Raw genomic sequence first — 20,627 nt, 5'->3', positions numbered from 1 at the left:
CCCCCCGGGTTCTCGCGAGCCGGAGCCGTTTCCGCGTGCCGGAGCTCGCGCATCATGCCGGTCATTGCGGATTCGGCTTCTGACGCCAGCGGATCTCGATACGCCCGCTGCGCGGGCTACTCGATCAGCAGAGGAAGCGCCGACGCTGCCTTCATGCTGGTCGAGTAGCCCCGCAGGGGCGTATCGAGACCCACCGTCCCCAGCATGCCAGGTCTGCAGACCCGCATTCTGACGCTGGTCGATCTCGATCCGCCCGCTCCGCGAACTCCTCGATCAGCAGACGGGGGCCGCGTCAGCCGCGGCCGCGCAGCGCGCCGACGATGGCGACCGTCGCGTAGTGGACGATCAGCGCCGCGATCCCGAAGCAGGCCAGTCCGCCGCTCGCCTCCGACCAGGGGCGGTGTGCGTCGGTCATGCTGCCGGGCATCACGATGTCGAGGGCGAAGAAGCCGACCGCGAGTCCGAAGCAGACGAAGCTGATGACCAGGAGTGCGCGGACCGCCTTGCCGACCGGGTCGTAGTAGCGCGGGTTCGTCATCGTGCCTCCGGTTCTCGTCCCTCGTGTCTACCCACCCGCGCGACCCCCCGCAACCACTCGACACCCGTCCCCGCACGGCCCCCGAGCGCACGAAACCCCCGGCCTCCCCCTCCGCGAGATGCCACTTGTGCACGCGACACGCCGTGAAAAGCGTGCACAAGTGGCATCTCGCGGGAGGGACGCCGGGGGCGTCCGCTCACCAGGGGGTCAGGCTGCCAGGGGGAGGGTCGCCTTCGAGGTCACGACGAGGTCGCCGGCGACGGCGTCGACGCGGACGACGCCGCCGTCGGTCACGTCGCCGGAGACGAACAGGTCGGCGATGCGGTCGTCGACCCAGCGCTGCACCAGGCGGCGGAGCGGCCGGGCGCCGTACTGCGGCTCGTAGCCGTGCTCGGCGAGCCAGTCGACCGCGGCCTCGGCGACCTCGAGCGAGACGTCGCGCGAGGCGAGCCGCGCACGGCTGGCCTCGAGCACCAGCCCGACGATCTCGCGCAGCTGCGCACGGCCGAGCCGGCGGAACAGCACGATCTCGTCGATCCGGTTGAGGAACTCCGGTCGCATCGCCTCGCGGAGCCGGCCCATCACGCGGTCGTGCAGGTCCTTCTCCGAGGCGAAGCCCTCGGCCGACTCGTCGCTCTGCGCGACGAAGCCGAGCGCACCGGAGCGCGAGGCGAGGAACTCCGACCCCAGGTTCGAGGTCATGATGATCACCGTGTTCCGGAAGTCGACCGTGCGGCCCTGACCGTCGGTCAGGCGTCCGTCGTCGAGCACCTGCAGCAGCAGGTTGAAGACGTCCGGGTGGGCCTTCTCGATCTCGTCGAAGAGCACGACCGAGTACGGGTTCCGGCGCACGCGCTCGGTCAGCTGACCGGCCTCGTCGTAGCCGACGTAGCCGGGAGGGGAGCCGACCAGCCGCGAGACGGTGTGCCGCTCGCCGAACTCGCTCATGTCGAAGCGGATCACCGACTGCTCGTCGGCGAACAGCGAGCCCGCGAGGGTGCGGGCCAGCTCGGTCTTGCCGACGCCGGTCGGGCCGAGGAAGAGGAACGAGCCGACGGGCCGCGAGGAGTCGCCCATCCCGGTCCGGCTGCGGCGGACGGCGCGGGCGACCGCGGCGACCGCGGCGTCCTGGCCGATGACGCGCCGGTGCAGCTCGGTCTCGAGCTGCGCGAGCCGGTCGCGCTCCCCCTCGGTCAGCCGCGACACCGGGATGCCGGTGGCACGGGCGACGACCGCGGCGATCTCGGCCTCGCCGACGACCGCCTCCTGCGAGACGGCTCCCCCGGCGGTCGCCGCGTCGAGCGACGCCTGCACCGCGGTGATCTCGTCGCGCAGGCGCGACGCCTCCTCGTAGTGCTCGGCCGAGACGGCCGCGTTCTTGTCGCCTTCGAGGGTGGCGAGCCGCGCGAGCAGCGCGTCGGTGTCGACCCCCGCGCCGAGCTTCAGGCGCAGGCGCGCGCCGGCCTGGTCGATCAGGTCGATCGCCTTGTCGGGCAGCACCCGGTCGGGCAGGTAGCGGGCGGAGAGCTCGACGGAGGCTCGCAGCGCGTCGTCGGTGAAGGCGACGCGGTGGTGCTCCTCGTAGGCGCCGCGGAGGCCGTGCAGGATCGCCACGGCGTCCTCGATGCTCGGCTCGCCGATGCGGACCGGCTGGAACCGGCGCTCGAGGGCCGGGTCCTTCTCGATGGTGCGGTACTCCTTGAGCGTGGTCGCACCGATCAGATGCAGCTCGCCGCGGGCCAGCCGGGGCTTGAGGATGTTCCCCGCGTCCATGCCGCCCTCGCCCGCGCCACCGGCGCCGACGACGGTGTGCACCTCGTCGATGAAGACGATCAGCTCGCCCGAGTGGGCCGCGATCTCGTCCATCGTCGTGGTGAGGCGCTCCTCGAAGTCGCCGCGGTAGCGGGTGCCCGCGAGCATGGCGGGCAGGTCGAGCGAGACGACGCGCTTCTCGCGCAGCTGCTCCGGGACCTCGCCGGCCACGATCGCGCGGGCCAGGCCCTCGACGACGGCGGTCTTGCCGACGCCGGCCTCGCCGACGAGCACCGGGTTGTTCTTGGTGCGGCGGCTGAGGATCTCGACGGCCTGCTCGATCTCGTCGGAGCGGCCGATCACCGGGTCGAGCCGGCCCTCGCGGGCGAGCTCGGTGAGGTCGGTGCCGAACTTGTCGAGCATCGGGGTCTCGGACGCGGGTGCGCCCTGCTCGGGGACGGTCTGCTCGCCGGCGACGGTCTCGCGCAGGCCCTGGGTGAGCGCCTCCGCAGTCACGCCGGCGCGGGCGAGGACCTGCCCGGCGGGCGCGTCCTGGCCAAGCACGAGCGCGAAGAAGAGGTGCTCGGGGTCGATGTAGGTCGAGCCGCTGGAGCGGGCGACCTGGTAGGAGTGGAAGAGCGCGCGCTGGGCGCTCGGGGTGATGGTCGCCGCGTTCTGCGAGGCCGGAGCCTCGCTCGCCTGCGGCAGGCGCGCCTCCGTGGCGGTCGCGATGGCGCCGGGGTCGACGCCGATGCGGCGGACCGCCTGCGACACGGCCTCGTCGTCGACGAGGACCCGCAGCACGTGCAGGGCGTCGAGCTCGGTCTGGCCGCGCTCGAGAGCGAAGCGTCCTGCGGACTGCAGGATGCTCTGGGTGCGTGCGCTGAGGAAGCGGCTGAGGTCGATGGACCGCGCCGCGCGGGCGCGCTCACCGTCGAGGTAGCGGGCGAGGAAGTCGTCGAACGAGCTCGCTCCGGCCTCGTTGAAGTTGTCGGGCACCAGTCCTCCTGAAAGAGTTGAGTCACTTGCACTCAAGTTCAACGCAGGGGGCCCTCCCCTATTCCCGCCCGCGAGATGCCACTTGTGCACGCCTTCTGCGGCGTGTCGCGTGCACAAGTGGCATCTCGCGGAGGGGGCAGACGGAGAGGAGGCACGGACCCTGTCCGGTCCGTGCCTCCCTGTGCGCCGACGCGCGTTCCTCCGGGGTGGGAGCTCTAGGGGACGATGTGGCCCGCGGCGCGGAACAGCTCGTACCACTCCGGCCGCGTGAGCGGCAGGTCGGAGCCGAGGGCTGCATCGCGCACGCGCTGCTCGTTCGTCGTGCCGAGGACGACCTGCATCTTCGCCGGGTGGCGGGTGATCCAGGCGGTCGCGACGGCGAGGGGCGGGACGTCGTACTGGGCGGCGAGGCGGTCGAGGACCGCGTTCAGCTCGCCGTACTCGGGGTTGTCGAGGAAGACGCCGGTGAAGAAGCCGCTCTGGAACGGCGACCAGGCCTGCACGGTGATGTCGTTGAGGCGGCAGTAGTCGAGGATGCCCGCGTCGCGCATCACCGACTGGTCCTCGGCGATCATGTTCGAGGCCACGCCCTGCGCGATCATCGGCGAGTGCGTGATCGAGAGCTGCAGCTGATTTGCGACGATCGGCTGGTTCAGCGACTTCTTGAGCAGCTCGATCTGGTACGGCGTCTGGTTGGAGACACCGAAGTGCTTGACCTTGCCGGCGGCGTGCAGCTCGTCGAAGGCGCGGGCGACCTCGTCGGGCTCGACCAGCGCGTCGGGGCGGTGCAGCAGGAGCACGTCGATGTAGTCGGTGCGCAGCGCCTTCAGCGAGCCCTCGACCGACTGCATCAGGTGCTCGTAGGAGAAGTCGAAGTACGGGCCGTCGCCGACGATCCCGGCCTTGGTCTGCAGGACGACCTGCTCACGCTCGGACGGAGTGAGCGCCAGCGCCTCGGCGAAGCGCTCCTCGCAGCGGTGCAGCTCGCCGCCGTAGACGTCGGCGTGGTCGAAGAAGTCGATGCCGGAGTCGCGGGCGGTGCGGACGAGGTCGCGGATGGCGTCGTCGGTCATGTCGGGGATGCGCATGAGGCCGAGGACGACGTTCGGGGAGTCGAGGCCGGAGGCGCCGAGGGGGACGTGCTTCAAGGGAGTGCTCCTTCGTTGGATACCTCGACCACGGTACGGGCGCCGCCTGTGCGCCGTCCAACAGGGGGTGCTGGTGCGATTCATTCGCCGGAGTGGTGAATCGAGCGCCTTGCCGGAGGGACGCCGCGGTGGGAGGCTGCCGCCATGACGATCGAAGTGCGCCCAGCCACCGTCTTCGACGACCTGGCGACGATGAACGGCCCGAAGCGGCCCGACGCGAGCGTGTGCTGGTGCCTGAGCTACCGGCTGCTCTCCTCCACCGAGAACAACGCCCTCCGGGGCCCGGCCCGCGGCGAGCGGATGCGCGAGCTCGTCGCGCAGGACCCCCCGCCCGGCGTCCTCGCCTACGACGGCGGCGAGGTGGCGGGCTGGGCCGCCGTGCACCGTCGCGCCGACACCAGCTACGCGAAGAACCGGAGGATCCCGCACGTCGACGACGTCGACGTCTGGAGCGTCTGGTGCATCCGGGTCCGGCCCGGCTTCCGCAGGCGCGGGATCTCGCACGCCCTGCTCGCGGGCGCCGTCGACTTCGCCCGCTCTCACGGCGCTCCCGCGATCGAGGGCTACCCCGTCGACAACGCCGTCGCGCGGGTGGAGCAGACGATGGCCTACGTCGGCACCCGCGCCCTCTTCGAGAAGGCCGGCTTCTCGCACGCGGCCGACACGACCTCGGTGCTCAACGGCTTCCCGCGCATCCTGATGCGGCTGCCGCTGAAGTGAGCACGCCGACACGCCTTGGTGGCCGCGCTTCATGCTGATCGAGTAGTCCGCGGAGCGGGCGTATCGAGATCCACCAGCGTCCGACGACGGTCTGCAGACCCGCCTTCTGAGGACGGCGGGTCTCGATACGCCCCTGCGGGGCTACTCGACCAGCATGCGAAACGCTCGTGTCGGGCTACTCGACCAGCATGTGACTGCAGGCACCCCGGGAACGAGGAACGGCTCCTCACCCGAGAGGGGAGGAGCCGTTCGCCGTGGAGGCCGGGACGTGGTGTCGACGCCTAGAAGTCCCAGTCCTCGTCCTCGGTGTTCACCGCCTTGCCGATCACGTAGGAGGAGCCGGAGCCCGAGAAGAAGTCGTGGTTCTCGTCCGCGTTGGGCGAGAGGGCCGACAGGATCGCGGGGTTCACATCGGTGACCTGCTTGGGGAACATCGGCTCGTAGCCGAGGTTCATCAGGGCCTTGTTGGCGTTGTAGTGCAGGAACTTCTTGACGTCCTCGGTCAGGCCGAGCTGGTCGTAGAGGTCCTGGGTGTACTGCGCCTCGTTGTCGTAGAGCTCGTAGAGCAGCGAGAACGTGTAGTCCTTGATCTCGTCGCGCTTGGCCTGGTCGACCAGCTCGAGTCCCTTCTGGAACTTGTAGCCGATGTAGTAGCCGTGCACGGCCTCGTCGCGGATGATCAGGCGCACCAGGTCCGCGGTGTTGGTGAGCTTGGCGCGCGAGGACCAGTACATCGGCAGGTAGAAGCCCGAGTAGAAGAGGAACGACTCCAGCAGCGTGGAGGCGACCTTCCGCTTCAGGGGGTCGTCGCCGCGGTAGTAGTCCATGACGATGGACGCCTTCTTCTGCAGGTTCGGGTTCTCGACCGACCAGCGGAACGCCTCGTCGATGTCCTGGGTGTTCGACAGGGTCGAGAACACCGAGGAGTACGACTTCGCGTGCACCGACTCCATGAACGCGATGTTCGTGTAGACGGCCTCCTCGTGCGGGGTGAGCGCGTCGGGGATCAGCGAGACGGCGCCGACCGTGCCCTGGATGGTGTCGAGCAGGGTCAGGCCCGTGAACACGCGCATCGTGAGCTGCTGCTCGTCGTGGGTCAGCGTGTTCCACGACTGGATGTCGTTGGACAGCGGGACCTTCTCGGGCAGCCAGAAGTTGCTCGTCAGGCGGTTCCAGACCTCCACGTCCTTGTCGTCCTGGATGCGGTTCCAGTTGATGGCGTCGACGTGGCTGACCAGCTTGAGCTTCTCAGGGGGAGTCATGATCTCTTCTTCGTGCGGATAGGTCGTTCGAGACTGTCGGGGGATCGACGGAGGACGTTACAGCATGCAGCTGACGCAGCCGTCGACCTCCGTGCCCTCCAGCGCGAGCTGGCGGAGACGGATGTAGTAGATCGTCTTGATGCCCTTGCGCCAGGCGTAGATCTGCGCACGGTTGATGTCGCGGGTGGTCGCGGTGTCCTTGAAGAACAGCGTCAGGGAGAGGCCCTGGTCGACGTGCTGCGTCGCCGCGGCGTAGGTGTCGATGATCTTCTCGTAGCCGATCTCGTACGCGTCCTGGTAGTACTCCAGGTTGTCGTTCGTCATGAACGGCGCCGGGTAGTAGACGCGGCCGAGCTTGCCCTCCTTGCGGATCTCGATCTTCGACGCGATCGGGTGGATCGAGGACGTCGAGTTGTTGATGTACGAGATCGAGCCGGTCGGCGGGACGGCCTGCAGGTTCTGGTTGTAGATGCCGTGCTCCATGACCGAGGCCTTGAGCGCGCGCCAGTCGTCCTGGGTGGGCACGGCGATGCCGGCCTCGGAGAAGAGGCGGGAGACGCGCTCGGTGGCGGGCGCCCACTCCTTCTCGGTGTAGGTGTCGAAGAACTCGCCCGAGGCGTACTTCGAGTCGGCGAAGCCCTCGAAGGTCGTGCCGCGCTCGATGGAGATGCTGTTCGACGCGCGCAGGGCGTGGAAGAGCACCGAGTAGAAGTAGATGTTGGTGAAGTCGATGCCCTCCTCGGATCCGTAGTGGATCCGCTCGCGGGCGAGGTAGCCGTGCAGGTTCATCTGGCCGAGGCCGATGGCGTGCGACTTGTCGTTGCCGTCCTCGATGGAGCGCACCGAGGTGATGTGCGACTGGTCGGACACCGAGGTGAGGCCGCGGATCGCGGTCTCGATGGTGCGGCCGAAGTCGGGCGAGTCCATCGTCAGCGCGATGTTCAGCGAGCCGAGGTTGCAGGAGATGTCCTTGCCGATGCTGTTGTAGGAGAGGTCCTCGTTGTAGGTCGTGGGGGTGTTGACCTGGAGGATCTCGGAGCACAGGTTGGACATGTTGATGCGGCCCTTGATCGGGTTCGCCTTATTCACCGTGTCCTCGAACACGATGTAGGGGTAGCCCGACTCGAACTGGATCTCCGCGATGGTCTGGAAGAACTCGCGCGCCGAGATCTTGGTCTTCTTGATGCGCGGGTCGTCGACCATCTCGCGGTACTTCTCGGAGATCGAGATGTCGCCGAAGGGCAGGCCGTAGACGCGCTCGACGTCGTACGGCGAGAAGAGGTACATGTCCTCGTTGTTCTTCGCGAGCTCGAACGTGATGTCGGGCACGACGACGCCGAGGGAGAGCGTCTTGATGCGGATCTTCTCGTCGGCGTTCTCGCGCTTGGTGTCGAGGAAGCGCAGGATGTCCGGGTGGTGCGCCGAGAGGTACACCGCTCCCGCACCCTGGCGGGCGCCGAGCTGGTTCGCGTAGCTGAAGCTGTCCTCGAGGAGCTTCATCACGGGGATGATGCCCGAGGACTGGTTCTCGATCTGCTTGATCGGCGCGCCGGCCTCGCGGATGTTGGAGAGCGAGAGGGCGACGCCGCCGCCGCGCTTGGAGAGCTGCAGCGCGGAGTTGATGCCACGGGCGATCGACTCCATGTTGTCCTCGATGCGGAGGAGGAAGCAGGAGACCAGCTCGCCGCGCTGCGCCTTGCCCGTGTTGAGGAAGGTGGGGGTCGCGGGCTGGAAGCGGCCGGCGACGATCTCCTCGACGAGGGCGATCGCGAGCTTCTCGTCGCCCTGGGCGAGGCCGAGGGCCGACATGACGACGCGGTCCTCGAAGCGCTCGAGGTAGCGCTTCCCGTCGAAGGTCTTCAGCGTGTACGACGTGTAGTACTTGAAGGCGCCGAGGAAGGTCGCGAAGCGGAACTTCTTCGAGTAGGCGAGGTCGTTCAGCTCCTGGATGAAGTCGAACGAGTACTGGTCGAGGACGGCCTTCTCGTAGTACTCCTTCTCGACCAGGTAGTCGAGGCGCTCCTTGAGGGAGTGGAAGAAGACGGTGTTCTGGTTGACGTGCTGCAGGAAGTACTCGCGCGCCGCCTCGCGGTCCTTGTCGAACTGGATCTCCCCGTTCGGGCCGTACAGGTTCAGCATCGCGTTGAGCGAGTGGTAGTCCATCTGCGCGGCGTCCCGGGGGGCGTCGATCACTGCTGCGTCCAAAACGAGTCCAATCCTTCGTCGACGGCGCGGACGTCGTCGGGTGTGCCGAATACTTCGAAACGGTAGAGATGCGGCACCTCGCACTTGCGGGCGATGATGTCGCCGGCGAGGCAGTAGGCCTCGCCGAAGTTGGTGTTGCCGGCGCCGATGACGCCGCGGAGCAGGGCGCGGTTGCGCGGGACGTTCAGGAAGCGGATGACCTGCTTGGGGACCGCTCCCCCGCCGTTGCCCCCGCCGTAGGTGGGGAGCACGAGCACGTACGGCTCGTCGACGTGGAGCGTGTCGACCGCGGCCCCGTCCCGCCGGGAGTGCAGGGGGATCTGCTGCGCGGGCCGCCCGAGCTTCTGCATGAAGCGGTGGGTGTTGCCCGAGCTGCTCGAGAAGTACACGAGTCCGCTCATCGCGCGCCTCCCCCGTCCTTCCGTCGTCCGCCCTCGCGGGCGCTTGCGGACCCGCTCACGCGGATCCTCCGCCGGCCCGGGGCAGAACCTGCGCACCCGGACCGGCGAAGCTGTGTGCTCTGCCCTTGTCGCCATGCCCTGACCAGAACCCGCTCTGAGGCGTCCGGTCGGTCAGCTGCAAGGCGGAGGAGGAAGCCGTAGCGGCGCTACGGCGCCCGACGACAACGCCGCAGATGGCCGGCCGGACGGCTCAGAGAGCGGAGATCTTGTCGGGGCGGAAGCCGGACCAGTGATCGTCGTCCGTGATGACGACCGGCGCCTGGAGGTAGCCGAGGGCCTTGACGGCGTCGAGCGCCTTCTCGTCGACGGAGAGGTCGAAGATCTCGTAGTCGATGCCCTTGCTGTCGAGGGCCCGGTAGGTCGCGGTGCACTGCACGCAGGAGGGCTTGGTGTAGACCGTCACAGCCATGGGTGTCGTCCTTTCGGAAGGAGGTGTCCCGAGGGCCGGATCCGGTGCCGCGCCGGGGGTCCGGGCGGGCGGGGAGGCGGTCGTGGGGAGTTCTGATGTGGAGTGGTGCGGGGCGCTCGGAGACCGGGCGGCGGTGCCGGTGGGCCTCTCGGCCCGACCTGCTCAGCAATACTACATATAGTGGGCGGCCCGGCGGCAGCCCACTAGGAGTAGTAGTTACATCCGTGTAGTTATCCACCGGTCCTCCCCCGATCCATCCACAGGCCGGGGCCCGCGGACCCGCGGAAGGACGCGGATCTTCCGGAGTTATCCACCGCTGTGGACAGTCGCGATCCGTTCCCTGGGTACAACGCTCCCCGGCGTGTCGGCATGCCCGACATGCGGGTGCCGGGACGCACGCCGACCACTACATCTAGGGGTCGGGGTGCTGCGAGATCCATGGCTCGACGCTACGGCCGACCACCGACACCCGCGGGTGCGGACGGACGCCGTCGGAGTGGCCGCGGCGGGTCTCCACGCAGCCGTCACGCACCGCCCCGAGCCCTCCGGCGGCCGCACCGGCAGGGCCGACACCGCCGCCACGCGCCGTCAGGACGCGCGGCGCGCCAGCTCCGCCGCGACGGCGCGCAGGTGCGGCAGCGGATCGGCGATGGCCGCCGCCGCCGACCCCGCCGCCTCGGTGAGGGAGCCCGCCGCGGCGAACGCGGTGGTCGGCGCCTGGATCGCCCCGGCGACCAGCATCGTGCGGGCGCCCGCCGCCTCCGCCAGCCCGAGCAGGTAGGAGGGGACCTTGCCCGCCATCGACTGCGCGTCGAAGCGCCCCTCGCCCGTGAGCACGACGTCAGCGCCCGCGACGAGGGCCGGGAGCCCGAGCGCCTCGCCGACCGCGGCCGAGCCGGGGGCCAGGCGCGCGCCCCAGGCCAGCAGGCCGAAGCCGGTGCCGCCGGCCGCGCCGGTGCCGGCTTCCTCCGGATCCGCGTCGAGGTGCGCCGCGAGGTGGCGCAGGCCGTCGTCGAGGCGGAGGACGTCGTCGAGGGTCGCGCCCTTCTGCGGTCCGAAGACGTGCGCGGCCCCGGAGTCGCCGAGCAGCGGGTTGGTGACGTCGCTGAGGATCCGGGCGCCGCCGACGGGGACGGGGCGCAGCGCGTGCCGGTCGACGACCGCGAGCTCGTGCAGCGCTCCGCCGCCGTCGCCGAGGTCGTGCCCGGACACGGTGAGGAAGCGCGCGCCGAGCTCGCGCAGCGCCCCGACGCCGCCGTCGGTGGACGAGCTGCCGCCGATCGCGAGCAGCAGCGCCTGCGCGCCGGCGTCGAGCGCGGCGGCGATCGCCCGGCCGAAGCCGCGGGTGTGCGCGGTGAGCGGGCGCAGCGGATCGAGCAGCGTGATGCCGCTCGCGGAGGCGAGCTCGACGACCGCGGTTCCGTCCGGCAGCAGCAGCCACGCCGTCTCGACCGGGCGGTCGTCGGGCCCGACCACGGTGAGCGCGTGGCGCTCCGCCTCCGGCACCGCGACGGCGAACGCGTCGACCGTGCCCTCGCCGCCGTCGGCCATCGGCGCGAGCACCAGCTCGTCGCCCGGCCGCACGCTGCGCCAGCCCTCGGCGAGCGCCTCCGCCACCTCGACGGCGGTCGCCGACCCCTTGAAGGAGTCGGGCGCGATGATCACTCTCAGGGCTCCGCTGCTCATGCGCTCCAGTCTGGCAGCGGTGCGCCCGGCCCCGAACAGACCGCGAATGGACGCTCGATGGGGTCCGCGCGTGACCCAGGACCCCTTCCGCCGCCATTCGCTCGCCTCCTGTGGAGAACGAGAGCGGGTATCTCCAGCCCTCGGGCAGGATGGCGCGATGCCGCGGCCCGCACCCCTCCCTCCCGCGCTCGCGGGGCGGGCGTTCTCGGTGCAGGAAGCGCTGGCAGCGGGGGTCGGGATCGAGCGGCTGCGCGCGAGTGATCTCGAGGCGCCGTTCCGGGGAGTCCGCGTTCCCCGAGGCCAGGCCGTGACCGTGGTGCAGCGCGCTCGCGCCTACGCGACCGTCATGGACGGATCGGTCTTCTGCGGCATCACCGCCGCCCGGCTGTGGCCGCTCGATCTGCCGCGGGAACCGCCCGGCGAGCCGCTGCACGTCGCGGTGCGGCCGCCGGCCCATGCGCCGCGCGGACGCGGTCTCGTCGGCCACTCCCTCGGCGACCCCCGGCTGCGCGCCGTCCGCCGCGGCGGGCTCCTCCTCGCGGACGGAGCGAGTCTCTTCCTCCAGCTCGCCTCGGTGCTGTCGCTGGAGGACCTCGTCGCCGTCGGGGACGCGCTGGTGCTGGCCCCCGTCCGGCCTCAGCCGGGGCGGCCGTGGGTTCCGCTGCGCGAGTTGCGGAGGCGGGTCGAGGGTCACGAGGGACGCGGAGCCCGCGCGGTCCGACATGCGCTGGAGCTCGTCCGCGAGGGTGCGGAGTCGCGCCGCGAGACCCTCCTGCGCCTCGCGCTCGCGGCCGCCGGTCTCCCCGAGCCCGAGCTGCAGGCGGAGCTCGTCGACGCCGACGGGAGGATCGGGCGGGTCGATCTGCTGTTCCGCCGATGGCGGGTGGTCGTCGAGTACGAGGGCGACCACCATCGCACCGACCGCGCGCAGTGGGACCGCGATCTGATCCGCTACGAGCGCCTCGCCGCCGTGGGGTGGACCGTCGTGCGCATCGCCTCCGCCTCCTTCGACGCGGACCGCTCCGGCTGCACGGACCGCGTCCGCCGCGCCCTGCTGGCCGGCGGCTGGCGCCCGTCGCGCTGACTGCACTCGACCGCCAGGGCCACTCGCAGATCGCCTCGCGAGCAGTTCCACGAACAGACGCCGACCGGCCTCCGGCGTGCGCGCACAGCCCGTTCTGCGTCCACTCGCCTGCCACGCGCCGCACGAGAGGACGCGAACAGGGGGCCGCCACTCGCGCACGCCCCGGCATGCGTCCACTCGCGGATCGATCCGCAGCCGCCTCCTCGAAGAGACGCGACATGGGGTCCGCCTCGTGCGCACACCCCCGCACGCGTCCACTCGACGGCCCCGGCCCGCGCGAATGGACCCGAACAGGGCGTGGGCGGACGCTCAGACCCCGTCGCGCGCCGGATGGCCGCGGACGCGGCCCAGGCTCGAGCCGCAGGGGCCGCGCTCCGGCGAACCGCCCGCGGGTCTCCGCGCGGTGAGCCGCAAGGCGGAGGAGGGCGCGATACCGGCGGTATCGCAACCGACGACAACGCCGCAGGCGGCCGTGCGGAAGCCGAACCGCCCGCGGGTCTCCGCGCGGTGAGCCGCAAGGCGGAGGAGGGCGCGATACCGGCGGTATCGCAACCGACGACAACGCCGCGGATCGCCGTGTGGAGAGGCGCGAGCCTACGTGGGAAGGGACAGGCGGAAGCCGCGCTTGATCACGGTGGCGACGAGGCGCGGCTCGGGCAGGGCCTGGCGGAGGCGGCTGATGGCGACGTCGACGGCGTGGTCGTCGAGGGGCTCGGGGGCGGCGGCGGCGAGGACGGAGCGGGCGACGGTGGCGCCCTCGGCGGCGACCAGGGTGCGGAAGAGGGCGAGGGCGACGGGAGTGAGGGCGACGCGGGTGCCCGCGAGCACGGCGTGCCGGCCGCGCAGCTCGAGGGGGCCGAAGTCGGTGTCGATGCGGGGGGCGGACTGCTCGAGGTGCTCGCAGGTGAGGCGGATGAGCGCGCCCATCCGGAACCGGTCGGGGACGATCGGCAGGATCTGCGCCTCGACGAGCGGGGCGGCGGTGACCGGGCCGACGGCGGCCGCGACGACGGTCTCGCGGAAGGCGGCCTGGAGCTCGTCGAGCCGGCCGGCCGCCTCCGCGACGGTGAACAGCGCCTCGACGGCTGGTGCGCTGGTGAAGGTGACGGCGTCGAGGCCGCCGCAGCAGATCGCCTCGATGAGCCGGAGGACGCGGGCCGAGTCCTCGTGGGCGCTCCAGCGGTAGGGGGCGGCGGTGAGGACGGTCGCGCCGGCGTCGGTGAGGCGCTGCAGCTGCGCCGGGTCGGTGAAGCCGTGCAGCTGGACGGCGACGGTGCGGCCGGCGGCGCCCTCGCGCAGGGCGAGGTCGACGAGGGAGGTGGTGGTCTCGCGCTCGCTCATGCCGTGGTCGTCGAGGCCGGCGGCGCGGACGGCCCCGCGCGCCTTCGGGCCGCGGACGAGGATCCGGGCGTCGGAGAGCGCGTCGGTCAGGTCGTCGCCGAGGCCGGCGGCGTCGGCCGCCTCGAGCCAGCGGCGCATGCCGTAGGAGGTGGTCGCGAGCAGGACGTCAGGGCGCGCGGCGACGATCGCGCGGGTCTCCGCCTCGAGGACGCCCTCGGTGTCGACGCCGCGCATCCGGATGGTGGGGGCGTGGGTGACGTCGGCGCCGCGGCGCTCGAAGGCGGCGATCAGGTCCTCGGAGCGGCGGTCGGAGGTGACGCCGATGCGGAAGCCGACGAGTTGGTCGGGCCGGAAGCCGGGCGATGCGGCGTCGGCGTCGGGTCCGTCGGCGCCGGACGCGGCGGTCGCGGTCACGACGGCACCGGTCGCGGCAGCAGCGCTCGCGACAGCGCCGGTCGGCTCGCCGCTCGCGTCGGTGCCGGTCATCAGCGGCCCCCTCGGGCGGTCACAGGGTGAGCGCATCGACCGCGCGGGCGATGCTCTCGGGATCCTGAGCATCATCGCACGCCGCCTGGCGCACGACCTCGCCGATCACGATGACCGCGGGCGAGCGGGGCGCCAGCTCGGCGAGCAGGCCGAGCACCCCGCCGACCGAGGAGATCGTGGTGCGCTGGGCGTGCGACCAGCCGCGCTCGACGATCGCCAGCGGCATGCCGGCGGGCATCCCGGCGCGCTGCAGCCCCGCGACGAGGTGCGGGAGCGTGTTCACGCCCATCAGCACGACCAGCGTCCCGCCGAGCCCGGCCAGGTGGCCGAGCTCCTCCTCGCTGAACGGCGCGTGGCCCGAGACCACGGTGAACGCGCGGCTCACCTCGCGGTGGGTGACGGGGATGCCGGCCGCGGCGGGCACCGAGATCGCGCTGGTGACGCCGGGGACGATCGTGAACGGGACGCCGGCGACGCGGCAGGCGCGCACCTCCTCCGACCCGCGGCCGAAGACGAACGGGTCGCCGCCCTTCAGCCGGACGACGTCGAGCCCGTCGAGGGCGCGGGAGACCATCAGCCGCTCGATCTCGTGCTGCGGCACGGCGTGGTGACCGGGGGTCTTGCCGACGTCGATCAGCTCGGCGCCGGGCGCCCAGTCGGCGAGGCCGTCGTGCGGGCCGAGGCGGTCGAAGAGCACGACGTCGGCCTCGCGGAGGGCCCGGTGCGCGGCGAGCGTCATCAGCTCGGGGTCGCCGGGTCCGCCGCCGACGATGCTCACGTGCCCGACGGGGCGCTGCGCGGCGGGCGCCTCGTCGACGACCCAGACCCCGTGACGGGCGGCCTCGGCGGCCGCGGCCGAGCGAAGGGACGCGGCCCCCTCGACCCAGGCGAGCAGGGCGGGGCGTGCCGTGGGCAGGAGCGACGCGGAGGCGAGGCGCAGGCACAGCGCGTCGTCCGCGTCCCAGCGCTCGACCCGCGCGCCGGCCGCGCGGTAGCGGGCGAGGACGCGGCGGGTGCCGGCGACGCTGCCGACGACGAGGACGCGGCGGCCGGTGAGATCGACGGAGAGCTGCATCACGCCTCCGATCCGGGAGCAGAGGGAGCGAACGGCGCGAGCGTCGCGGGCGCCGGCACCGAGGCCGACGGCCCGACCAGGGAGACCGCGCCCGGCCCGATCGGGATCGACGTCCCGGCCACGAGCACCGGCCCGTCCGAGCGCTCGTCGCGCCCCGCCGGCCGGCTCTGCCCGCGCTCGCGGACGGTGCTCACCCGCGGATCCGCGGTGTCGGGCGCGTTGACGAACGAGCGGAAGCGGCGCAGCCGGTCCGGGTCCGCGAGCGTCGCCGCCCACTCGTCCACGTAGGTGTCGACGTGGGTGGCCATCGCCGCCTCCAGTTCGGCCGCGATCCCGAGCGAGTCCCCGCAGACCACTTCCTTGACGTGGTCGAGGCCGCCGGGCAGGTCCTCCTGCCAGCGCGCCGTCCGCTGCAGCCGCTCGGCGGTGCGGACGTAGTACATGACGTAGCGGTCGATGTAGCGCACGAGCGTCTCGTCGTCGAGGTCCTGCGCGAGCAGCTGGGCGTGGGCGGGCTGATAGCCGCCGTTGCCGCCGACGTACAGGTTCCAGCCGGTGTCGGTCGCGATCACGCCGATGTCCTTCCCGCGCGCCTCGGCGCACTCCCGGGCGCAGCCGCTGACCCCGAGCTTGAACTTGTGCGGCGAGCGCAGGCCGCGGTAGCGCTCCTCCAGGAAGATCGCCATGCCGACCGCGTCCTGCACGCCGTAGCGGCACCAGGTCGAGCCGACGCAGGACTTCACGGTGCGCAGCGACTTGCCGTAGGCCTGGCCCGACTCCATCCCGGCGTCGACGAGGATGCGCCAGATCTCGGGGAGCTGCTCGAGGCGCGCGCCGAACATGTCGATCCGCTGGCCGCCGGTGATCTTCGTGTAGAGGCCGTACTGCTCGGCGACCTCGGCGATCACCTTGAGCTTCGCCGGCGTGATCTCGCCGCCCGGCACCCGCGGGACGACGGAGTAGGTGCCGTCCTTCTGCATGTTGGCGAGCGCGCGGTCGTTGGTGTCCTGGAGCGGCGCCTGGCCGGCGTCGAGGATGTAGCCGTTGGTCTGGGTCGCGAGCACGGAGGCGATCACCGGCTTGCAGACGTCGCAGCCCAGGCCCGAGCCGAAGCGCTCCATCACCTGCTCGGCCGAGGACAGGCCGAGGATCCGGACGGACTCGAACAGCTCGCTGCGGCTGAGCGAGACGTGCTCGCAGAGCGCGCGCGACACCTCGACGCCGGCGCGGGTCAGCTCGGTGTCGAGCAGCTTCTTCACCAGCGGCACGCAGGAGCCGCACTGGGTGCCGGCGCGGGTGCAGGCCTTCAGCGGGCCGAGCTCGGTGCAGCCCTCGCCGATCGCGTGGCGGACGTCGCCGACCGAGACGTTGTTGCAGGAGCAGAGCTGGGCGTCGTCGGGCAGGTCGCCCGAGGGCGCCTCTCCGCCGGCCGCCGCGAGGTAGGCGCTGGGCTCCGCGGGCAGCTCGCGGCCGAGCAGCGGGCGGAGCGAGGAGTAGGGCCCCGCGTCGCCGACGAACATGCCGCCCAGCAGGGTGCGCGCGTCGTCCGAGACGACGATCTTCTGGTAGAGCCCGCGGGCGGGGTCGGCGTAGACGACCTCGAGCGCTCCCTCCCCCGCGCCGAGCGCGTCGCCGAAGCTGGCGACCTCGACCCCGGAGAGCTTGAGCTTGGTGGCGTCGTCGACGCCGGGGAAGGTGGCGTCGCCGCCCAGCAGGCGGTCGGCGACGACCTCGGCCATCGCGTTGGCCGGGGCGACGAGGCCGACGGTGCGGCCGTCGATCGCGGCGACCTCGCCGATCGCCCAGACGTGCGGGCGGCTGGTGCGGCAGGCCTCGTCGACGACGACGCCGCCGCGGGGCGCGACCTCGATGCCGACCGCGCGGGCGAGCTCGTCGCGCGCCGTGATGCCGATCGAGAAGACGACCATGTCGGCGCCGATGCTGGTGCCGTCCGTCATCGTGACGCCGAGCACCGTCCCCTGCGGCGAGGTGAGGACGGCGGTGGGGCGGTTGCCGAGGTGCAGGGTGACGCCCTGCGCCGCGATGATGCGGCCGAGCGCCTGCCCCGCGCCCTCGTCGAGCTGGGCGCTCATCAGCCAGCGGCCGGAGTGGATCAGCGCGGTGCGCGCGCCGAGCCGGTGCGCGCCGCCCGCGGCCTCGAGGCCGAGCAGTCCGCCGCCGACCACGACCACGCTCGCCGGGCGGCCGCGGCGGGCGCGGAAGGCGGCGAGGTCGGTGACGAGTCCGTCGACGTCCTCGAGGGTGCGGTAGACGCGGCCGTGCTCGGCGCCCTCGATCGGCGGCACGGTGGCGGAGGAGCCGGTGGCCAGCACGATCTCGTCGCCCTCGAACCAGCGGCCGTCGGCGAGCTGCACGCGGCAGTGCTCCGGGTCGAGCGCCACGACGCGGGAGGAGGTGACGAGCGTCGCCGACTCCCAGAGCGCGCCGTCGCCGAGGGTGAGATCGGTCATTCCCTCGAGGCGCTTCGAGAGGGCGACGCGGTCGTAGGGGTGGTGCGCCTCCTCGCCGAAGACGGTGATCGCGAGGGCGGTGGCGCCGGCGCGGGCGACGAGCGCGTCGACCAGGCGGTGGGCGGCGGGGCCGGCGCCGACGACGAGCACGCGTCGGGGGCCGGTGGGGATCGCTCCTCGGGATGTCATGGGCTCCACCGTAGGCAGGCGCGGTTTCGCCCCCGTTGCCCCTGCGTAACGTCGTGTGACCGACCTCTCACGACAGCGGACCGGCATCGTGAGGGCTTCGTTACGCCCGTGACTCCGGAGGGGTGCTCCCGCGAAACCTGCGCTCTCTACCGTGGGGCTCACCGCCGCCGACCGGCCGCGGGCAGCACTCCTCTCGGAAGGCGGGACGATGACCCTCCTCGATCAGCACGTCACCGCCGGCCCCGCAACGGCCGGCACCGCTCCGGCCGGCACCTGGGTCCCCGTCTGCAACCGGCTCGAGCTGGAGCCGCTCTGGGGCGAGGCCGCGCTCGTCGGCGGCGTGCAGCTCGCGCTGTTCCTCCTGCCCGACGGCCGCGTCTTCGCCGTCTCGAACCTCGACCCGGCGACCGGTGCGGCCGTGCTCTCCCGGGGCATCGTCGGCTCCCGCGCGGTCGACGGCGCGCAGCGCGCGACGATCGCCTCGCCCCTGCACAAGGACGTCTTCGACCTCGAGACGGGCGTCTGCTACACCTCGCCGCGGCTGCACCTCGCCACCTGGAGCGTGCGGGAGACGGGCGGAGTGATCGAGGTCGCCCAGCGGACCGCGCTGGTCTGCGCCTCGCACGGCACCTCCGACGACGACGGCCGCACCGCGGTCGCCGCGCTGGTCCAGGCGGTCCGCGAGGCGAACCCCGCAGCGGATGTGCTCGACTCCTTCGTCGACGTGCAGCAGCCCGACGTGCCGGCCTCCCTCGGCACGCTCGAGCCCGACCGCCCGGCCGTCGTCGTGCCGCTGCTGCTCTCGGCCGGCTACCACGTGCACGTCGACCTCGCCGAGGCCGCGGCGGAGGCGGAGCGCCCCGTCCGCGTGAGCGGAGCCCTCGGCCCGGACCCGCGGCTCGCCCGCGTCCTCGCCCGCCGCCTCCGCGAGGCCGGTCTCGCGGACGGCGACCGCGTCGTGCTGGCCGCGGCCGGCTCGAGCGACGCCGGCGCGGTCGCCGACTGCTGGGCCACCGGCCGCCTCCTGGCCGCCGAGCTCGGCCGCGACGTCGCCGTGTCCTTCATCTCGGCCGCCGAGCCGCGCGTCTTGGAGGCGGTGACCGCCGAGCGCGCCGCCCACCCCGGCGCCCGCGTGCTCGTCTCCACCTACCTCCTCGCCCCCGGCTACTTCGCCTCGCTCGCCGCCTCGGCGGGGGCCGACCTCGCCACCGCCCCGCTGCTCACCGCCGTCGACCCGCCCGCGCGCGAGCTGGTCGACATCGTCTCCGAGCTCTTCGGCCGCAGCGCGTAAGCGCCCGGCCGCTCGACCTTCTCTCCCCGCACTCCCCCGCTCTCTCTCCCCGCTCTCTCGCCCCGCACTCTCTTCGGCGCGCCCGCGCCCACTCCCCGGAGGATCCGATGACTGCTGCACCGCCCACCACCGCCCCCGCCACCACCGGCCCCGCGACGACCGCCCCGTCGGGCCTCACCCGCCGCCCCGGCCGCTGGATCGACGGCTGGAACCCCGAGGACCCCGCGCAGTGGCAGGCGGAGGGGCGCCGGGTCGCCGGCCGCAACCTGCGCTGGTCGATCTTCGCCGAGTTCCTCGGCTTCGTCGTCTGGCAGCTCTGGTCGGTCGTGGTCGTCCAGCTGCCCGCGGCGGGCTTCGACTTCAGCACCGGCGAGATCTTCTGGCTGATCTCGATGCCGAGCCTCGTCGGCGCGACGCTGCGGATCCCGTACACCTTCATGGTCCCCCGCTTCGGCGGGCGCAACTGGACGATCGTGTCGGCCGGCCTCCTGCTCATCCCGAGCATCGGACTCGCGCTCGCGGTGGGGAACCCGGACACGCCCTTCGGCGTGATGCTCCTCGTCGCGGCGCTGGCCGGCTTCGGCGGCGGCAACTTCGCCAGCTCGATGGCCAACATCACCTTCTTCTACCCGCACGCGCAGAAGGGCTACGCGCTCGGCCTGAACGCCGCGGGCGGCAACCTCGGCGCCTCGGTGGCGCAGCTGATCGTGCCGATCGCCGTCACGATCGGCGCCGCGGCCACGGTGAACCTGCCGCTCGCCGGGCTCATCTGGGTGCCGCTGATCGTGGTCGCGATGATCGGGGCCTGGAAGCGGATGGACAACCTCTCGACCGCGAAGGCCGACGTCGCCGCCTCCCTCGCCGCGCTGCGCGAGCCGCACCTCTGGCTGCTCGCGGTGCTCTACATCGGCACCTTCGGCTCGTTCATCGGCTTCGCGGGCGTCTTCCCGAAGCTGATCGCCGACACCTTCCCCGAGTTCTCCCAGTTCTCCGTCGGCTCCGCGACGCTGACCCTCGCCTTCCTCGGCGCCCTCGTCGGCTCGCTCTCCCGGCCGTACGGTGGCCGTCTCGCCGACCGCTTCGGCGGCGCACCCGTGACGATCGCCGCGTTCGTCGCCATGGGCGCCGGCATCCTCTTCGTCATCGCGACGCTGCCGCTCGGCAGCTTCTGGCTCTTCCTCGTCGGCTTCCTCGTGCTGTTCGCCTCGGCAGGCATCGGCAACGGCGCGACCTACCGGATGATCCCGACCGTCTTCGCCCTGCGCGCCCGGCAGAAGGGTGACGACGGGGTCGGCGCGCAGCGCACCGCGGCCGCGGCCCTCGGCCTGATCTCGGCGATCGGCGCGTACGGCGGCTTCGTCATCCCGCAGCTGCTCGGCTACTCGAAGACGACCTTCGGCGACTACACGACGGCGCTCGGCTGGTTCGTCGCGGCCTACGCGGTGATGCTCGCGATCACGGCGGGCGTTTACCTCCGCCTGGCCGCGAAGACCGGGACCCGGATCTGACG

Annotated in this window: 15 protein-coding genes; 4 read left to right on the top strand and 11 right to left on the bottom strand. The window is 72.1% G+C overall.

Features of this window, described 5'->3' with window-relative positions; genetic code table 11:
- Positions 1-292 precede the first annotated feature (292 nt).
- From EDF43_RS15680 to EDF43_RS15670, 3 genes are all read right to left on the bottom strand, one after another.
- On the bottom strand, positions 293-538 hold the full coding sequence (locus EDF43_RS15680) for a hypothetical protein (protein ID WP_123447765.1): 246 nt from the start codon (positions 536-538) through the stop codon (positions 293-295).
- 207 nt (positions 539-745) lie between these two features.
- A complete protein-coding gene (locus EDF43_RS15675) occupies positions 746-3,289 on the bottom strand; it encodes an ATP-dependent Clp protease ATP-binding subunit (protein ID WP_132437612.1) in 2,544 nt (847 codons plus the stop codon).
- Between the two features lie 215 nt (positions 3,290-3,504).
- On the bottom strand, positions 3,505-4,437 hold the full coding sequence (locus EDF43_RS15670; protein WP_260300739.1) for an aldo/keto reductase: 933 nt from the start codon (positions 4,435-4,437) through the stop codon (positions 3,505-3,507).
- Between the two features lie 144 nt (positions 4,438-4,581).
- On the opposite strand from EDF43_RS15670, the gene EDF43_RS15665 reads away from it, so the two are divergent.
- Positions 4,582-5,157: a GNAT family N-acetyltransferase gene (locus tag EDF43_RS15665; RefSeq protein ID WP_123737340.1), complete on the top strand. Its 576-nt coding sequence runs from the start codon at positions 4,582-4,584 to the stop codon at positions 5,155-5,157.
- 281 nt (positions 5,158-5,438) lie between these two features.
- Here the strand turns inward: EDF43_RS15665 and nrdF are convergent, their stop codons facing one another.
- The 5 genes from nrdF to EDF43_RS15640 form a co-directional block, all read right to left on the bottom strand.
- Entirely contained in the window at positions 5,439-6,419 is a 981-nt protein-coding gene (gene nrdF / locus EDF43_RS15660) for a class 1b ribonucleoside-diphosphate reductase subunit beta (RefSeq protein WP_123447769.1), read from the bottom strand.
- Between the two features lie 57 nt (positions 6,420-6,476).
- Positions 6,477-8,582, bottom strand: a complete 2,106-nt coding sequence (gene nrdE / locus EDF43_RS15655) for a class 1b ribonucleoside-diphosphate reductase subunit alpha (RefSeq protein WP_123447869.1) — start codon at positions 8,580-8,582, stop codon at positions 6,477-6,479.
- Between the two features lie 26 nt (positions 8,583-8,608).
- Positions 8,609-9,025: a class Ib ribonucleoside-diphosphate reductase assembly flavoprotein NrdI gene (gene nrdI / locus EDF43_RS15650; RefSeq protein ID WP_123447770.1), complete on the bottom strand. Its 417-nt coding sequence runs from the start codon at positions 9,023-9,025 to the stop codon at positions 8,609-8,611.
- Between the two features lie 250 nt (positions 9,026-9,275).
- Positions 9,276-9,494 (bottom strand): glutaredoxin-like protein NrdH, encoded by a 219-nt coding sequence (gene nrdH, locus EDF43_RS15645; protein WP_123447771.1) that lies wholly within the window; start codon positions 9,492-9,494, stop codon positions 9,276-9,278.
- A 588-nt stretch (positions 9,495-10,082) separates the two neighbouring features.
- Positions 10,083-11,180, bottom strand: a complete 1,098-nt coding sequence (locus EDF43_RS15640; protein ID WP_132437611.1) for a glycerate kinase — start codon at positions 11,178-11,180, stop codon at positions 10,083-10,085.
- A gap of 157 nt (positions 11,181-11,337) precedes the next feature.
- Between EDF43_RS15640 and EDF43_RS15635 the strand changes: the two genes are divergently transcribed.
- Positions 11,338-12,264, top strand: a complete 927-nt coding sequence (locus EDF43_RS15635) for a DUF559 domain-containing protein (protein ID WP_207901791.1) — start codon at positions 11,338-11,340, stop codon at positions 12,262-12,264.
- Between the two features lie 594 nt (positions 12,265-12,858).
- Here the strand turns inward: EDF43_RS15635 and EDF43_RS15630 are convergent.
- From EDF43_RS15630 to nirB, 3 genes are read right to left on the bottom strand one after another with little or no spacing between them, the layout of a single operon-like run.
- Entirely contained in the window at positions 12,859-14,091 is a 1,233-nt protein-coding gene (locus EDF43_RS15630) for a uroporphyrinogen-III synthase (protein WP_132437610.1), read from the bottom strand.
- A 19-nt stretch (positions 14,092-14,110) separates the two neighbouring features.
- Positions 14,111-15,166 carry a uroporphyrinogen-III C-methyltransferase gene (cobA, locus tag EDF43_RS15625; protein ID WP_132437609.1) on the bottom strand — a complete coding sequence of 352 codons (1,056 nt, stop codon included), beginning with the start codon at positions 15,164-15,166 and terminating at the stop codon, positions 14,111-14,113.
- Positions 15,166-17,826, bottom strand: coding sequence for a nitrite reductase large subunit NirB (nirB, locus tag EDF43_RS15620; protein WP_132437608.1), 2,661 nt, complete (start codon positions 17,824-17,826; stop codon positions 15,166-15,168). The genes cobA and nirB overlap by 1 nt, the downstream gene beginning before the upstream one ends.
- A gap of 208 nt (positions 17,827-18,034) precedes the next feature.
- On the opposite strand from nirB, the gene nirD reads away from it, so the two are divergent.
- The gene (nirD, locus tag EDF43_RS15615) at positions 18,035-19,117 is read left to right on the top strand and encodes a nitrite reductase small subunit NirD (protein WP_132437607.1); all 1,083 of its coding nucleotides are present in this window, start codon (positions 18,035-18,037) and stop codon (positions 19,115-19,117) included.
- A gap of 107 nt (positions 19,118-19,224) precedes the next feature.
- Positions 19,225-20,625, top strand: a complete 1,401-nt coding sequence (locus tag EDF43_RS15610) for an MFS transporter (RefSeq protein WP_132437606.1) — start codon at positions 19,225-19,227, stop codon at positions 20,623-20,625.
- Positions 20,626-20,627: the final 2 nt, after the last annotated feature.

Origin of the sequence: Rathayibacter sp. PhB179 (assembly GCF_004345345.1) — a bacterium.
GTDB classification, from domain to species: domain Bacteria; phylum Actinomycetota; class Actinomycetes; order Actinomycetales; family Microbacteriaceae; genus Rathayibacter; species Rathayibacter festucae.
This window is presented reverse-complemented; position numbering and strand designations above follow the sequence as displayed.

What these genes read in the sequence shown, in the direction of transcription:
- EDF43_RS15680 (WP_123447765.1), bottom strand. Translation starts at nt 538, where the DNA reads ATGACGAACCCGCGCTACTACGACCCGGTCGGCAAGGCGGTCCGCGCA.
- EDF43_RS15665 (WP_123737340.1), top strand. Translation starts at nt 4,582, where the DNA reads ATGACGATCGAAGTGCGCCCAGCCACCGTCTTCGACGACCTGGCGACG.
- nrdF (WP_123447769.1), bottom strand. Translation starts at nt 6,419, where the DNA reads ATGACTCCCCCTGAGAAGCTCAAGCTGGTCAGCCACGTCGACGCCATC.
- nrdE (WP_123447869.1), bottom strand. Translation starts at nt 8,582, where the DNA reads ATGGACTACCACTCGCTCAACGCGATGCTGAACCTGTACGGCCCGAAC.
- nrdI (WP_123447770.1), bottom strand. Translation starts at nt 9,025, where the DNA reads ATGAGCGGACTCGTGTACTTCTCGAGCAGCTCGGGCAACACCCACCGC.
- nrdH (WP_123447771.1), bottom strand. Translation starts at nt 9,494, where the DNA reads ATGGCTGTGACGGTCTACACCAAGCCCTCCTGCGTGCAGTGCACCGCG.
- EDF43_RS15640 (WP_132437611.1), bottom strand. Translation starts at nt 11,180, where the DNA reads ATGAGCAGCGGAGCCCTGAGAGTGATCATCGCGCCCGACTCCTTCAAG.
- EDF43_RS15635 (WP_207901791.1), top strand. Translation starts at nt 11,338, where the DNA reads ATGCCGCGGCCCGCACCCCTCCCTCCCGCGCTCGCGGGGCGGGCGTTC.
- EDF43_RS15630 (WP_132437610.1), bottom strand. Translation starts at nt 14,091, where the DNA reads ATGACCGGCACCGACGCGAGCGGCGAGCCGACCGGCGCTGTCGCGAGC.
- cobA (WP_132437609.1), bottom strand. Translation starts at nt 15,166, where the DNA reads ATGCAGCTCTCCGTCGATCTCACCGGCCGCCGCGTCCTCGTCGTCGGC.
- nirB (WP_132437608.1), bottom strand. Translation starts at nt 17,826, where the DNA reads ATGACATCCCGAGGAGCGATCCCCACCGGCCCCCGACGCGTGCTCGTC.
- nirD (WP_132437607.1), top strand. Translation starts at nt 18,035, where the DNA reads ATGACCCTCCTCGATCAGCACGTCACCGCCGGCCCCGCAACGGCCGGC.
- EDF43_RS15610 (WP_132437606.1), top strand. Translation starts at nt 19,225, where the DNA reads ATGACTGCTGCACCGCCCACCACCGCCCCCGCCACCACCGGCCCCGCG.